Source organism: Actinotignum stranguriae (genome assembly GCF_051265215.1).
GTDB lineage: Bacteria > Actinomycetota > Actinomycetes > Actinomycetales > Actinomycetaceae > Actinotignum > Actinotignum schaalii_C.
Genome location: NZ_JBOZCJ010000005.1, coordinates 45,588 through 58,647, shown reverse-complemented (window position 1 = coordinate 58,647; position 13,060 = coordinate 45,588). Strand labels below are relative to the sequence as shown.

At 62.1% G+C, this 13,060-nt stretch carries 14 protein-coding genes; 10 read left to right on the top strand and 4 right to left on the bottom strand.

What is annotated here, in order from left to right:
- Nucleotides 1-62: 62 nt before the first annotated feature.
- The 4 genes from ACRQEG_RS03250 (at nt 63) to mtnN (ending at nt 3,790) form a co-directional block, all read left to right on the top strand.
- Complete coding sequence (locus tag ACRQEG_RS03250; RefSeq protein ID WP_016442108.1) at nt 63-1,283, top strand: hypothetical protein; 1,221 nt, start codon at nt 63-65, stop codon at nt 1,281-1,283.
- On the top strand, nt 1,280-1,474 hold the full coding sequence (locus ACRQEG_RS03245) for a type II toxin-antitoxin system HicB family antitoxin (protein ID WP_016442107.1): 195 nt from the start codon (nt 1,280-1,282) through the stop codon (nt 1,472-1,474). The genes ACRQEG_RS03250 and ACRQEG_RS03245 overlap by 4 nt, the downstream gene beginning before the upstream one ends.
- Nucleotides 1,475-1,916: 442 nt before the next feature.
- Nucleotides 1,917-2,372, top strand: a complete 456-nt coding sequence (locus tag ACRQEG_RS03240; protein WP_039898539.1) for an S-ribosylhomocysteine lyase — start codon at nt 1,917-1,919, stop codon at nt 2,370-2,372.
- Complete coding sequence (gene mtnN, locus ACRQEG_RS03235; protein WP_016442105.1) at nt 2,369-3,790, top strand: 5'-methylthioadenosine/S-adenosylhomocysteine nucleosidase; 1,422 nt, start codon at nt 2,369-2,371, stop codon at nt 3,788-3,790. The genes ACRQEG_RS03240 and mtnN overlap by 4 nt, the downstream gene beginning before the upstream one ends.
- A 96-nt stretch (nt 3,791-3,886) precedes the next feature.
- Here the strand turns inward: mtnN and ACRQEG_RS03230 are convergent, their stop codons facing one another.
- From ACRQEG_RS03230 to ACRQEG_RS03215, 4 genes are all read right to left on the bottom strand, one after another.
- On the bottom strand, nt 3,887-6,109 hold the full coding sequence (locus ACRQEG_RS03230) for a S9 family peptidase (RefSeq protein ID WP_016442104.1): 2,223 nt from the start codon (nt 6,107-6,109) through the stop codon (nt 3,887-3,889).
- A 522-nt stretch (nt 6,110-6,631) separates the two neighbouring features.
- Nucleotides 6,632-6,934: a type II toxin-antitoxin system YafQ family toxin gene (locus tag ACRQEG_RS03225; protein WP_284895027.1), complete on the bottom strand. Its 303-nt coding sequence runs from the start codon at nt 6,932-6,934 to the stop codon at nt 6,632-6,634.
- On the bottom strand, nt 6,934-7,206 hold the full coding sequence (locus tag ACRQEG_RS03220) for a type II toxin-antitoxin system RelB/DinJ family antitoxin (RefSeq protein ID WP_284895026.1): 273 nt from the start codon (nt 7,204-7,206) through the stop codon (nt 6,934-6,936). The genes ACRQEG_RS03225 and ACRQEG_RS03220 overlap by 1 nt, the downstream gene beginning before the upstream one ends.
- Before the next feature lie 104 nt (nt 7,207-7,310).
- A complete protein-coding gene (locus tag ACRQEG_RS03215) occupies nt 7,311-8,141 on the bottom strand; it encodes a ribonuclease H family protein (RefSeq protein WP_284895025.1) in 831 nt (276 codons plus the stop codon).
- A 180-nt stretch (nt 8,142-8,321) separates the two neighbouring features.
- On the opposite strand from ACRQEG_RS03215, the gene ACRQEG_RS03210 reads away from it, so the two are divergent.
- From ACRQEG_RS03210 to ACRQEG_RS03185, 6 genes are all read left to right on the top strand, one after another.
- Nucleotides 8,322-9,203: a macro domain-containing protein gene (locus ACRQEG_RS03210; protein ID WP_284895024.1), complete on the top strand. Its 882-nt coding sequence runs from the start codon at nt 8,322-8,324 to the stop codon at nt 9,201-9,203.
- Nucleotides 9,203-10,270 carry a DsbA family protein gene (locus ACRQEG_RS03205; protein ID WP_284895023.1) on the top strand — a complete coding sequence of 356 codons (1,068 nt, stop codon included), beginning with the start codon at nt 9,203-9,205 and terminating at the stop codon, nt 10,268-10,270. Before ACRQEG_RS03210 ends, ACRQEG_RS03205 begins: the two co-directional genes overlap by 1 nt.
- A gap of 225 nt (nt 10,271-10,495) precedes the next feature.
- Nucleotides 10,496-11,266 (top strand): ABC transporter ATP-binding protein, encoded by a 771-nt coding sequence (locus ACRQEG_RS03200; RefSeq protein ID WP_284895022.1) that lies wholly within the window; start codon nt 10,496-10,498, stop codon nt 11,264-11,266.
- Nucleotides 11,263-12,009 carry an ABC transporter permease gene (locus tag ACRQEG_RS03195; protein WP_284895021.1) on the top strand — a complete coding sequence of 249 codons (747 nt, stop codon included), beginning with the start codon at nt 11,263-11,265 and terminating at the stop codon, nt 12,007-12,009. Before ACRQEG_RS03200 ends, ACRQEG_RS03195 begins: the two co-directional genes overlap by 4 nt.
- Before the next feature lie 130 nt (nt 12,010-12,139).
- Entirely contained in the window at nt 12,140-12,358 is a 219-nt protein-coding gene (locus tag ACRQEG_RS03190; protein WP_284895020.1) for a hypothetical protein, read from the top strand.
- On the top strand, nt 12,351-13,028 hold the full coding sequence (locus ACRQEG_RS03185) for a hypothetical protein (protein ID WP_394531864.1): 678 nt from the start codon (nt 12,351-12,353) through the stop codon (nt 13,026-13,028). Before ACRQEG_RS03190 ends, ACRQEG_RS03185 begins: the two co-directional genes overlap by 8 nt.
- Nucleotides 13,029-13,060: the final 32 nt, after the last annotated feature.

Sequence of the window (13,060 nt, the reverse complement as noted above, 5' to 3'; positions counted from 1 at the left end):
TAACAGCTGTGCAGTGTTGCACAATCCTGGCACCACGCCCGCCGATCCGCGAAGGAGAACCCATGAAACGATTCGTTCCCTCAGCCCTGGCCCTCGCGAGCGCCTTCGCGCTCACGCTCGCCGGATGCACGAATTCTGACGGTTCGGCCGCGTCACCCGATTCCAGCGCACCGGCCGCGAGCGCCAGCGGCGCCGGTGGTTCGAGCGGCACCGCCACCGCTGCACCGGCTCCCGAATTCGCGGCCCTGGCCAGCTCAAACCTGGCACTCCCCGATTACCTGGCGCGAGCGGTCCGCGACGGCGATGGCACCTACCCCGGCAAAGAACCCGCCCAGGTCACCGTGCCATTCACCAAGGGCACCGCACTCCTCCACGACACCGAGCGCGGCACCCCCGCGCGCACACCCGTCACCACGGGAGCCACCGGCGCCACCCCGAGCACAAACCTCTTCGAAATCCGCATGGACGATCTGGGCGCCACCACCCTGGGCGGGGTGCCCGTGCGCGGCGTGATTTTTACGAGCAGTATCCGCCGCACTGGGGCCGAAGCTGCGCCGGAAACTCCGTCGGTCACCTTCGCGTGGTACGACGGCGCCAACCAGCCTATCGCCCAGATCATGCCCGAGGATTACCGGCACGGCAGCGCGCACGCTCCCCGAATCGACGTCGTGGATATGCAAGCGGACCAGATTTCCCTGAGCTGGGCGCCGCTGGATAGTTTTGGCGGGCAGGCCAGCGTGCGTGGGCGTTTCACGTGGAACGGAAGCGCGTGGGTCCAGGATCAGGTCGAGTACACGCTGGCCGATGGCAGCGTCGTCGTGCAACCGAAAAACGCCGAGCTGGAAGCGCTCGCAACAGCAGAAAAGGCGCGGGAGGCCGGGATGTCCGGCGAGCTGGCCGGGCGTGTATTCACGGCGGATACCCGGATCGCCGGGTGTTCGCTGCGCGGGCCGGACTCGATCACGTACTTCCCCTACGCCTCCTTTATTGCGGATAACCGGGCGGATGCGGCGGCGGGCAGCGACGCGAAGGCCTCGGCGGGCGAACGCGGGCGCTCCTACTGGATCGGGGAGCCCGCGGAAACCACGCCGGCCGCAGCCACCGATATTCTGTGCGCACTGGATGGAAACGAGTTCGCCATTTTAGGCGGCAACCGCCGCGAGGCCGCCCAGCTGGTCCCCGAAACCCCGACCAAGCGCTTCGACTCCTACCTGGTGCTGGAAGGTAACCCGGCCGGCGAGGCGCGGTTGAAAGAAATCGTTGCTGCTGAGAATGAATCATGAGCGCATACACTGCACGCGCTACCCCCGAGGACGGCTGGTGGGTAGTCGAGGTGGACGAAGTTCCCGGGCTCTTTACCCAAAGCCAAAACCCGGAGGATATTCCGGATTTGGTGCGTGATGCCCTTGCGCTCTTCCCCGAAGCGGAACGGAATCCGGCTAGCGCCCACGTTCGCGTTATCCTGCCGGACTGAGCCAGCCCGCGGCAGACATGGCGAAGGCCGGGGGTCCACGCTCCCCCGGCCTTCTCAAGACTCTCGCGCTAGAACCGAGGATGGAATGGGAACCATCCGGGTTCATCTTGGCTGCGACTGAGCCTGTCCCCAGGAGATAACCAGTCTCCCGGCAGCGGAACGGGTCCACGCCTCCCGTTGCTTTCCGCTGACATGTTCTATATAACCGGAGCTTCCCTAAAATACCATGCACCAAGGCTGGAATTTTCCTGGGAATCTGAGACCACTTCGCCGCACTTTCCAAAGCTGGATACAATAGCCGTTGTTTGTAACACGCCGGGCGGACCAGCCAGGCCCAGCAGAGCCCAGCGAAGATCCGCCAGGCCCGCGCGGGACCCGTACACACGGCCCCACCCCGGCCCACACAAGTAGCGTTCCAAAGAAGGGAAGAGCCGTGCCGCATATGAACGTCGAGTCCTTCAACCTCGACCACCGGAAAGTTTCCGCACCCTACGTGCGGGTTGCCGATATCAAACACCTGCCGCACTGCGACGTCCTCACCAAATACGACATCCGCTTCTGCCAACCCAATAAAGAGCACCTGACCATGCCGGTCATCCACTCCATCGAACATTCCTTCGCCGAATACTCGCGCAATCACAGCGATGCCGTGATCGATTTTTCCCCGATGGGCTGCCAAACCGGCTTCTACCTGCTGCTCGCCGCCGAACCGGACGTACCCGGCACCTGCGAACTAGTGGAACAAACTTTCCGAGACATCCTAGCCGCCACCGAAGTCCCGGCCGCGAACGAAGTCCAATGCGGCTGGGGAGCCAACCATAACCTCAAGGCCGCCCAGGAAGCGGTAGCCGCCATGCTCTCCGGGCGCGCGACCTGGGAACAGGTGATGGCCAAGTGAGCCGCGCCCGCTCCCTCGCCCCCGGCGGCACCCGGCTGCGCGCCCTCATCATCGCAGCTCAAGACGAAGAAATCGTGCCGGTCCTCGCCGCCCTACGCGCCGAACCTTTCTGCGCCACCACCCCGGCCACCGCCGAATCCCTCCAGTCCATCTTCCCCACCGAGCTACGCGGGGCATCCGGCGTGAACGTACCCACCAACCTCGGCCCGATGCTTTGCCTGCGCACCGGCATCGGCCTGGTCGCCACCGCGAGCGCGCTCGGCTGGGCACTGTCACGCTACCGCCCCGAGGTCATCATTTCGGCCGGGTCCGCCGGCGGCCTGGCTGCTGATATCCGGGTGGGCGACGTCGTCGCCGGAACCCGCTACCGCTACGGCCGCGCGGACGCAACCGTCTTCGGCTACGCACCGGGGCAAGTTCCCGGCGCACCCGAATTCTTCGAAGGCGACGCCGCCCTCCTCGCCGCGGTCCCGGACAATGCGCGGCGCGGCGAAGTCCTCTCCTCCGACGCTTTCGTCACGGCCGCGAACGTGGAAGATACCCGCACCCGTTTCCCGGACGCCCTGCTCACCGATATGGAATCGACCGCCGCCGCGCATACCGCCGCGCTCGCGGGGATTCCCTTCCTCACGATCCGCTCCGCCTCGGATCTATGCGGCCCGCAGGCCGGGATCGACTATCACATCGGTATCGACGAGGCCGCCGACCTTTCCGCCCGCGCGGTCACGGCCACCCTCGCGCGCCTGGCGGAGACTTCGCCGTGGCACGGCACCGCCACGGGCGGCGCACGCGCTCGCAGCTTGCCGCCGCGTTTCTCGCACCTCGCCCTCGAGGCCGCGATTCTTTACGTTTTCGGCCGTGTTCACACCACTGAGGGCGACGACGCCGCGGCGCCCGTCGCCCCACTTGACGCGGAGATGGTTGCGGATGTGCGCAGGGCGCTCGGGGATTCCGCGCTGGACGCGGACGAGGTGCTCGCGTGCATTGCCCGGGCCCACAGCGCGATTGCGGCCGATCCGCAGCTCACCCTCACGGCAAAGCAGTACGACGCCGAACGCCTAGCCGTCACGGAACTAACAGGAGCGGAATCCGGGCGCGGAAAACTCACCTGGCCGCCCACCTCGCAAACCGTGATCAAGCGTTTCTCCGGATATTGGAACGAAGCGCTCCAGGCGGTCGGGCTGGCGGTGAGTAGCGGGCGCAAGCGCGGTGCTTTGAAATTCACCACCCAGGATTATGTGGATGCCTTGCGCAGCCACGCTATCGCGGCGCGGCGCAATGGCAAGAACGTCAGCTACAACGGGTATGTGGAGTGGCTGGCCGATTCGGGTAACCAGGGCACCTATCCCTCCGGGGCCGCGATTCGCCAGCGCTTTGGTTCGTGGTCCGCGGCGCTGGCCGAAGCAGGGATTAGTTAACCGGCGCGATCGCCCGTCATGGCCCGGCCCCGTTGCCGTAACGGGGCCGGGCCGCTCGCGTTGCGCGGCGGACGTGCGGCGCGGCGCGCGGCGCGCTTAGTACACCTCGGTAGCGCCGATCTGGTCGAGCATCCACGCTACCTCTTCGGCACGCTCCCTCCAGGCGTCATAGCGCCCGGTTTTCCCGGCGTGCCCGGCAACCATTTCGATGCGCTCCAGAATGGGGCGCTCCGGGCTGGGCTTGGTTTTTTCACGCAGCACCTGGACCCACTTCGTGGGCTCCACGTAGAGCACCCGAATATCGTTGAGGGACGTGGTGGCCAACACCGCCGGATACTCCACGCCTTCGCGCACATTCTCCACCGGGCTGTACTCCTTCATATAGGCGTATACCTCCGGGGAGACCACCGGGTTGCCCCATTCTTCCCATTCGCCCACCGTCAGCGGGAGTTCCGGTTTGAGGATCGTGGTCAGCGCATCCACGAAAGGCACCGCGGCATGCACGGCTCGGAAAAGTTCGGGGGCCTGGTTGATCGCCGCACCGATGAGCAAACCACCGGCGCTGCCGCCTTCCGCCACGAGGCGATCAGGTGCCACCCAGCCGGAGTCGATAAGCCACCGCGCCGAGTCCACGAAATCGTTAAATGTGTTTTTCTTGCGGAGGAGTTTGCCGTCGTCGTACCACCGGCGCCCCAGTTCACCGCCGCCGCGGATATGCGACCACCCGATCACGACACCGCGATCCAGCAAGCTCAGGCGGTAAATGGAGAAATAGGGCTCATTCGACACTTCGTAACTGCCGTAACCGTAGAGGTAGCCGGGGTTGGTGCCGTCCGGGTGGATATCGGCGCGGCGCACCACTGTGAGTGGGATCCCCACGCCATCGCGAGCGGTCACCCACACCGCGTCCTGGGTGTAGAGCGAAGGATCGTAGCCGGGAATATCGAGGGTGCGCAGGACCTCAATATCGCCGGTGCGCGGGTCGAATGCCTTCTGGGTGGGCGGCTCCAGGATGGACTGCTCGGTGAAGACCACCCGGGAGGTGAACCAATTGCCCTCCGGATAGGTTTCCACGAAGCTGCCCTCGCCGGTGGGGATGGCCACCGGGGCGCACCAGCCGTGGTGGGTGGGCGCCGCGGCCGGCGTTACCGCCGCCGGTTGGGTGGGCGCCGCGGTGGCGGCGTCGTCGTTCCCGGAAACGGACGCGGCAACGGAGGTGACCGCTGCGGGCGGCGTCGAACCGATAGCACTGGCGGCAGAAAGTGGACGCTCCCGGCGCATGACCCGCAGCTGCGTTTGGCCTTCGGAGCGCATTGAAATAACGGCGTGGCCGGCGTAGGCCTCCACGTAATCGACGCGCTCGCCTTCCTCGGGCACGAAAACAGGATCCCACTCTTCCGGGGTGGAGGTGCGCAGCGGCGCGGAAGCCACCTCGAAATCAGGGCGGTTGGCGTTGTGGACGATAAGGACCTGGTCGCCGGCCGGTTCGGCGGTGTATTCCAGGCCCTCGCGGCGGTCGAGGATCTTGACGCGCTGCTCAATATTTTCCGTGGAAATGAACCGCACATCCGAAGAGGTCACCGAGGCGGAACGGATAATAATCCACTTGCCGTTGCGGGATTGTTCGTGGTCGACGGAGAAACGCTCGTCGTTTTCTTGGAAGAGGACCGTATCGTTGAAATCGCCGATGCGATGGAGGTTGACCTGCCACTGGCGCCAGGAATCATCCACGCGAGAATATGCGACCGCGCTGGAATCGGCCGTCCAGGCCAGGCCGTAGCCGATATCGCGCACCGAATCGTCCACGATCTGGCCGGTTTCGATATCGAAAATACGCAGGGTGAAATGCTCATCGCCGGTGAAATCCACGCTCATGGCGCCGAGCTTGCCGTCCGGGGAGGGCATGAATCCGCCGCAGAGGAAGAATTCTTCCCCGAGCGCGAGCTCGTTGCCGTCCCACACCGGGAATTCCGGGAAGGACGTGTTGAGATCCGGGCGGGTGGTGCCGCGCGCGGGGGTGCGGAACATCGCCGGATACTGCCGGTCCTGGAAAGTGCGCCGGTAGTACCACCAGTCTCCCACCCGGTAAGGAAGAGCGCGGTCAGCTTCCTTGGTGCGCGCCTTGAATTCGGCCACGAGGTTATCGCGTAGATCGCCAAGCCCCGCGGTTTGCTCCCGGAAATAGGCGTTTTCAGCGTCGAGGAGCGCGCGGACATCCGGATCGGATTTATCGCGCAGCCACTCGTAGTTATCCACGTAAGTATCGCCGTGGAAAGTGCGTTCGGTGGGGATCTTCTTCGCAATCGGGCCGATAGTCATGGAGGGATTCTACTGGAGATGAGGGTGTTGGTGCGCGGGGTGGTTGGTGGGCGCGGGCGGAAGGGAGCGGGATTCTCACGAACCTCAGCAATCACACCAGCACCTGGGGAGGTGGTATGTGTTGTCCGAGGTGTACTTCGCATGTACGACATCCGTAGTACATCTCAGAAAAACGACCTGCCCCCACCGGCCGGGAAGGCCGGGCGCCGGGGAATGCCTCAGGATGCAAATTGCGGACCATCGGGATCTTGTAGTGCAAGCCCAGAACAGAAATCCGGCCAAAATAGTGCGTAGATTTGCATCCTGTTGCGGGCCATCCGTTGAACCTTCATTCACTCGAGCTTTGAACGTTATCAGCCGTGGAGCCAAAGCGCTCCTGCGCCTCCACGTTCAGCGGAGAAAACGAGGACCGGCCCTGGACTGCTCCGGGGAGCAGCGGAACCGGTCTTGGTGATGTACAGCCTAGCAAATTTGATTTGCGAAAACCAGAATCCTGGATTCTAGGAATCTAGGCACTTTCACTTATTTGCGAAATAAATCATTGTGCGAGCCTGTTCGCTGAAAGTAAGCCACTCCCCCAACAGTCTTCCAAATAACAAGCCAGTCGCCCGCATTGGCGACATGGCACTCATTACTTCCGTCCCACTCACCAGAGAGCCTATGCATCCGATGCCGACGTTTCAAAGCCTCGGTGGATTCCTGAGTATTATCCAAAATCAGGTCAATTACAGCTTCGAGTTCTTTTAGGTCCCGACGTTGTTTCAGTACCCTTTTCTTCACGTCACGACTGAAAGCGGAAGTAAACTTCGCCTCCAAACGCTTCATTACGACAGAGCCGCTTCAATCAGGTCACGACTAGTTGAGTAGCTCTTACCGTTGCCGGACGCGATCATTTCCTCAGTTTCCCTAATAGCCCGAAGACTTTCCTCATTGGGCCGCTGATAGTCAAAAGAAATAGGAATGGAATTGGTGTAGACCATTTCCGTAAAGAAGGCACGCACAACGGATGACAAATCTAATCCGTAACGCTCAACAACCTTCGCGACAGCGTCCTTCAGGGCACTGTCAATCCGAATAGTTAACGTACTTGCAGACATAACTCCCCACCGTTTCATACTTACAAAAACCACATAGTGTAAGTGCATAATACGATTATCGTACCTACAGAATAGTGGAGATGTATGTGCTCGACAAGAGTGGGCTAGCGGCGGGAAAACTCGCGGGAGCGGGCGACGGCGAGGGAGTCCACCAGCTCGTTGGCGGCATCGCCGGCGTGGCCCTTGACCCACTCCACTTCGGTGCGGCCGGTGCGGGCCTCGTAAAGATTAAGGAGGCGCTCGACGAGATCGCGGTTCTTCACCGGTTTGCCGTCCGCCTTCTTCCAGCCCTTCGCGCGCCAACCGCGCGCCCACTTCGTCATCACATTAATGACGTACTGCGAATCAGCACGAATAAGCAGCGGCGCCTGGGGGCCGTGCTGGGCCGCCACATATTCCAAACCCTCGATAAGCGCCGTCAGCTCCATAATATTATTCGTGGTGCGGGCCGCGCCTCCGCTGTTCCGCGCCCCGCTGAGCTGCTCCACCCAGGCCCAGCCGCCCGGCCCCGGATTCCCCGAACATGCCCCATCGGTAGCAAGCACCGCGGCAAAACCCGGGCGTGGGCTGCCAACCGGGATACCGCCCCCGGCCGCCAGGGCCGGAGCGGGAGTGGCTGCGGCGGCGTCGTACCCCCCAAGCTCATCGTCATCCACGCCCGCGAGCGGCAACAAACCCTGCACCTCGTTATCCACAGCCTCCACGGCACCAATACCGCTCGCATCCGTATCCACAACCGCGCGCAGCAAGCGCTCGGAATCCGCGTGCCACAGCGCCCCGCTTTCGCGCCCCACATCAGCTAAACCGTGGCGGGAAGCGAGTGGGGAGGGTGCGGCGCCGTCGGCCAAACCTAAAAGTTCGAGGACGGCGAGGGCAGTGAAGGTATCCGTGCCGCAACGTTCGGCCAATTCAGCGGTTGTTAACCAGGTTGTCATAGCTTTAGGTTAGCGTGCCGGGCGGCGCGGCCACGCATTCCCGGGGATACCGCGAAGTTATCCACAGGAGCAGGCGCGGGCGCACGCGGCCACGAGCCCTGTGCATACGCACACGAAAACCGCTCCTGCCCGGTACCCTTGTACTAGGGAACCCTGTTCGGACCCAGAATAAGGAGAATAATGCTCAACCTAGCTGAATATCGCGACGCCCTGAAGCTCGACGACGAGTGGCCCGCGCCCGCCGCCTCGAAGCGCACCGACCGGGAACTTTTTGAGGTTGCCTTCGGCGGCCTGGAAGGTAACCTGGCGAAAATGACCGACCGGGAGCTCTTCACCGAACTCAACCACCGCCTCATCCAGCGCGATCCTGAAGAAGTCAGCGAGGAGGTCTCGCGCGCAATTGACGTGCTGCTCTACCGGCTGTCCGGGTACCTGGGGCGCACCGAGGCCCGCCACCTGGCTCGTATTTCTGACATGATGCCGGAATCCGAATACCCGGCCCGGGATAAGACCGTGATTTGGCGCGGGGATGCGCGGGAACTCGTGGTGGACGCGGTGGTCAACGGGGCGCGCCCCAACCTGCTGGGCTACCGCGATTACAATAAGCCCTCCATTGACCAGGCCATTCACGGCCAGGCCGGCCCGTGGCTGCGCAATGACTGCGCCACGCTGTACTCGATGTCTGATCGCGAACTGGAACCGGGCGAAGCGGCGCTCACCCGCGGGTATCGCCTGCCGGCGCGCTACGTGCTCCACACCCTGCCGCCCACGGTGGAAGGTGAAGTCACCGATGCGGATCGCGCGGCGCTGGCCAGCTGCTACACCCGCTGCCTCGACCTGGCTTCGGAAAAGGGCGATATTACTTCGGTATCCTTCTGCTCGCTGGCCACCGGCCATTCGCATTTCCCCTTCGCGGAAGCCACGCGGATCGCGCTGGATACCGTGGCGCAATGGCTGCACCAGAATCCGCGCTCGAATGTGAATCTGGTGGTCTTTGATATCTTCGCTGATGAAGATGCGGAACATTTCGTGCGCACGATTGAGCGCTGGGTGGAGGAATAATGAGCCAGGGAACTCCTGACTCCGTGGATCGCGGCCAATCTGGGTTCCAGGGTCAGTACGGTACGCCCGCAGCGGCGGGTTCGGATCCCGCCGCCCCGGCGTGGCCGCCTTCCACACCTCCCGCGCCTGCTGGGGAAGAAGAACAGCATCCCAGCAGCCGCGGATTCTGGGTGATGATCACCGTGCTGGCGATTATTGCCCTGGTGGTTTTCGCGGTGCTGCTCACCCTCGGTTCGTCCAACGGGCGTTTCGGGGGCAGCGCCGCGCCGCATCCCACCGCAACAGCTACCGCGCCGGCCACTCCCGGTGCAGGCGGCGCGGGGCAAGACGCTCCGGGCCAGGGCGGGCCTGGATCCCTCCCGAATACCACGCCCGGACCCGTTGAGACGCGCTACACCCAGCTCGCCACGGAGCGTGGCTGGGTTGCCGGTCAGGATTACATTCCCACCCAGCCCGATGAGATTCGCACCCAGCTCCAGGCCCTGCCTCAGCTGGAAACTGCCTCCGGGCAAACCGCCGGGGACCCGAAGGCCCCCGTGCACGTCACGATCTACTCTGATTACGCTTGCAGTTTCTGCAATAAACTCCACGCCGAATCCGTACCGCAGCTCCTGGAGCTGGCCAAAAAGGGCGATATTTACCTCGCGTACGTGCAGGTGCCGATCTTCAAAGACACCGTGTCCAGTGATCGCGCAGCCGCCGCCGCACACGCGGCCGGATTGCAGGGCAAGTTCTGGGAGTATTCTTCTCTTCTTTTCGACGGCGCAGCTGCCGCCGGCCACGACCCTGACAAAGCACCGTCGATGTTCTCCGATGAGAACCTCGATGCTTACGCCACTCAGCTGGGCTTGGACGTAGAGGCTTTCCGGGCCGCGCGTGACAGCGCGGAAACCACCAGCTTCATTGCCGCCCAGGAATCCCTGGGGCTAGAAACCCTGGGGTTGCGCGGCACCCCCGCGATTATTATCAACGGCACCGCGAGCACCGGCTACCAGCCACTCACCGCAATCACCAATACGATTGAGCTCGAAAAAGCGCTGGTAGACGCGGCGGGTTCGGTGGACTAAGCCAAGCTACACTTAACGAAAGCATCATAAACAACTGATAGAAAACGGAGTATCCGTGGTACGTGCCCGACGCTAAGCCTTCCCCTTCCGGCGAGGCTGCGCTCTAGTCATACACGGCGTCTCGGTAGCTAACCGAGACGCTCCGTTTGGGTACCCTGCGAGCTCGGCCTCTCCGGTATGCACATTCACCAAGGCAGTCTTTGCATATTTTGGAGGTAAGCGTTCATGGATACCCCTATCCTCGAAGCTATCGGGGTAGAAAAAATCTACCCAAAGAAATCAACACCGGCCCTGACCGGCGTTAACCTTTCCCTGCACCCGGGTGAACTGGTTGCCGTTATCGGCCATAACGGAGCGGGAAAATCCACGCTCTTCGATATTCTGGGCGGGCTTATCACGCCCACCCACGGCACGGTCACCAACTCCGTGGCTGAAAGCGCTATCGGCTGGTGCCCGCAGCGCGAAATCATCGACTGGTCCCTCACCGTCACCCAGAATATTCTTTTGGGTCTCGACCTGCGGGTGGGCCGTTGGCATCGCCGCGCCGATATTGAGGGAATTGCGGAGGTTTTGGGCCTCTCGCAGCTCCTTGACCGCACCGCGGAAACTCTCTCCGGCGGGGAATTGCGCCGCACCCAAATCGCCCGCGCAATTATCGGCAACCCCAGCCTCATGATTCTCGACGAGCCAACCACCGGCCTGGATCCCGCCGGCATCGACACCGTGTTCAGCTACCTGCGCTCTCGGGTGGAGGAAGGGCGAACCGTGCTGGTTAGCACGCACGAAACCTCGAAGTTTTCCGAGTACTGCACCCGGGTTATCGCTCTGCGCGGCGGTCGCATTATTGCCGATATGCCGGCCACGCGGTTCATGGCCCATTGCCCCGCCAGCACCGACCTGTGGGAAGCCCTCAAGGCATTCGAGGCCCTCGAATCACCCATGAATCCGGAAGCCGCTGCAGCCACAGAAGCAGAAGAAGGAACCCCGCGCCCATGAAAAAATCACTTATTCTCACTAAGTACCATATTGCTTCCCTGTGGAATTGGCGCGGCGTTTACCTCGGCCGCATCGTCGAACCACTGGCTTATTTCGTTTTTCTAGTTGTCGGCATTTCCGGAATGCTCGGCAGCACCCAGAGCGGGAATTACCTCAGCTACGCCTTCACGGGCATCGTCTGCCTGCTCACGTTCCGCGCTTTCGGCTACACCTCTTCCGACGTCGCCAATGACAGAAAGTGGGGCGTCTACGCGATTTTCATGATGCAGGGCGGGAAGGTGTGGACGTATCTCGCCTCGATTTTCGCGGTGATTTCCCTGGTGTTCCTCGTGCAAGTCGCCGCGGTCACGCTCGCTTACCTGGGTCTATCGTTCGCGGGCGGAACCAGCGTAAACGCCACCGCGCTCCTTTCGGGAACGTTCATTGCCCTCCTGGTTGTGTGGGGCTGGGTGAGCCTCGGAGCGGCGGTGGGCGCCCTGGTGAACAGCTACGCGGCGCGCGATATGCTCGCCACGTTCACCACGCTGCCGGTGGTCCTCTCCGCCCCACTGTTCTACGAGCTCAGCTCCGCGCCCACGTACCTCCAGGTCATCGCGCGCTGCAACCCACTCACGTATCACGTGCAGTGGATGCGCGCACCGGCGGCTGCGGATATCGTGTACGCGCTTCTCTGGGTTGGAACGACGACGGCGCTAGCCCGCTACGCCCTCAGCCGCGCAGATAGGCTCAGCTCCGAGCGGTAACCTCCCCGGCCCGGCGGCGCGGGCGTGCACGAAAATTCCGTAGGGTATATGCAAAACTCGTATGCTCGCCTAGGCTGGAGAATGCGGAGCTTGAAAAGGTTCTGCATCCGTCCAGCAAAGGAGGTGCCCCATGATTATCCGAGGAAGCTACACCAGTCTTGAACAGGTCCTTGCCCGCCAGAACGCCATTTTGGACGAGCTACGCACAACCCGCGAAGATTACAACGAGCGCGCCGAAAACTACTGGATGAACGACAAAGAAGCCGCCTTACGCCCCGAATTCGAGGCCCTCGAATGGTTCGCCGAAATGTACCAGAAGGACAGCGAGAAAGCGCACGAACTTGTGTGAACCAGCAGCTCTCGGTGAGAACGTCCAGAACTTCTCCGAGCAGATCACACGCATTGGCAGGCTCTTCGATCCAGAATTTCAGCTTATTGTCGACGACGCGAAGCTGTCGCGGGAAGATATCAGGCGGATGCAGGGAAATATCTGCATCCGCCTGAGCCACATGAATGTCTACCTTGGCGTGGACTACAGCCTCTTCTTATCTCACCCGTGGAACTATCTAACCGTAGCCAAATCCAGCTTCATCCTCCGTATACATTCACAGAAAAACGAACCCTTGATCCGATGGGACTATGTGCGTGAACCTCGGTCAAAAGATATCCCATGCTCACATATCCAAATCCACGCACACCGCGATGCTTGGACACATGCAATGCTCGATGGTGGCGCTTCACTTCGTGCTCAAAAACGAAAGACTCTCGAGGGGAGAACACCGCCCGTTTCAGAACTCCATATTCCTCTCGGTTCCAAAAGGTTCCGCCCCTGTCTAGAAGACGTTCTTCTGTTCCTTATCAATGAGTTCGGCGCACAGTGTCAGTCCGGCACCGAAGTTATCCTCAAGAAGAACCTCACCGAATGGGAGAAAATTCAAGCGTGCGCTGTTGTGCGTGAACATACGAGCGAAGCTATAACGGTTCTGGAACAAATGGGATGGACTGTACAGCGGGCCTAGACTCTCGGCACGGAAGCGCCCGCTTACCAGAT